The 1,502-nt window shown below is 71.0% G+C and carries 3 protein-coding genes; all 3 read right to left on the reverse strand.

The window, feature by feature from the left end:
• Positions 1-256, reverse strand: a 256-nt coding sequence (locus FV242_RS33835; RefSeq protein WP_147942019.1) for an ATP-binding cassette domain-containing protein, incomplete at its 3' end; no start/stop codon positions are given.
• A gap of 3 nt (positions 257-259) precedes the next feature.
• The gene (locus FV242_RS33840) at positions 260-1,114 is read right to left on the reverse strand and encodes an ABC transporter permease (protein WP_147942021.1); all 855 of its coding nucleotides are present in this window, start codon (positions 1,112-1,114) and stop codon (positions 260-262) included.
• 65 nt (positions 1,115-1,179) lie between these two features.
• Positions 1,180-1,502: ABC transporter permease (locus FV242_RS33845; protein WP_147942020.1), on the reverse strand; the 323-nt coding region annotated here is incomplete at its 5' end.

Here is a 1,502-nt window from a genome sequence, read left to right on the forward strand (position 1 = left end):
CCCGCAGCCGGGCCGGCTTGGCCGCCGCGAGATCCTCCCCGGCGAGGCGAATGCGACCGCCGGCACGGGCGAATCCCTCCGGCAGCAGGCCCATGATCGCCAGCGCGGTCATGCTCTTGCCGCAGCCGGATTCGCCGACCAGCGCGATGGTGCGGCCGGCCTCGACGGAGAAGCTCAGGTGCTCCAGCACCGGCACGCTGGCTCCGGCCTGCCGCAAGGTGACGGTGAGGTCTTCGACTGCGAGGACGGGAGGCATCGCTCAGCTCCGCTTGCGCAGGCGCGGGTTGACCGCGTCGTTGACGGCGTCGCCCACGAGGCTGACGCCGAGGACCGCGAGGAAGATCGCCGCCCCGGGCAGCAGCACCGTCCACCACGCCTCCAGGGCGTAGGCGCGGTTCTGGCCGATCATCAGTCCCCAGCTCATCACGTTGGGGTCGCCCAGCCCGAGGAAGCTCAGAGCCCCCTCGAACAGCACGGCGGTGCCGATCGCCAGCGTCGCCGAGACCACGATCGGCGGTGCGGCGTTCGGCAGGATCACCCGGCCGATCAGGTAGAGCGGTCCGGCCCCGGCCGCCCGCGCGGCTTTGACGAAGTCGAGGCCGCGCAGGCGCAGGAACTCCGCCCGGGTCAGCCGCGCCGTGGGCGGCCAGGAGACGATCCCGATCGCGATCGTGGTGATGGCGATCCTCTGGCCGAACAGGGTGACCAGAACCATCGCGAACAGCAGGGTCGGCAGCACCTGGAAGAATTCGGTGACCTTCATCAGCAGCGTGTCGGTCCGGCCTCCGAAGAAGCCCGCCAGCGCCCCGAAGGTCACGCCGATCACCACGGTGATCAGGGCCGCGGAGAAACCGACCAGCAGGGTCGCGCGACCGCCCTGCAGCAGGGCCGCCAGGATGTCCTGGCCGAGGTAGTCCGTGCCGAGCAGCGGATCGCCGCCGGGCGGCTGGAACGGGGCGCCGACGATGTCGAACGGATCGACCCCGTAGAGGTGCGGTCCGACCAGCGCGGCGAACAGGAGGCCGAGCAGGATGGCGAGACCGAGGAGGCCGCTGGGGTTGCGCAGGAACAGGTAAAGCGTGGCGAGCCCGGGCGTGACGGCCGGGCGCGGCATCGGCGGGGCCGCCTCGGGGCACGTCGCCTCCGATGGCAAGGTCGAGCCGGTCGCGGCGGCGACGTTCATGCGGGCCTCCCGGCACGGATGCGCGGATCGATCAGGCGATAGAGGAGGTCGGTGACAAGGTTCGCGGCGACGACCAACAGCGCCGAGCAGAACAGGATGCCGAGCAGCGTAGGGTAGTCGCGCCGCAGGATCGAGTCGAAGGTCAGGCGGCCGAGTCCCGGCCAAGCGAACACGGTCTCGACCAGGATGGCGCCCGCGAAGAGCTGTCCGAACTGGAGTCCGACCATGGTGACGAGCGGGATCAGCGCGTTGCGCAGGGCGTGCTTGCCGACCACGATCCACTCCGGCAGGCCCTTGGCACGGGCGGTGCGGACGTAGT

Origin of the sequence: Methylobacterium sp. WL64 (assembly GCF_008039945.1) — a bacterium.
GTDB lineage: Bacteria > Pseudomonadota > Alphaproteobacteria > Rhizobiales > Beijerinckiaceae > Methylobacterium.

Excerpts from the sequence above, each read along its gene's own strand:
- FV242_RS33840 (WP_147942021.1), bottom strand. The coding sequence starts at position 1,114 with ATGCCGCGCCCGGCCGTCACGCCCGGGCTCGCCACGCTTTACCTGTTC.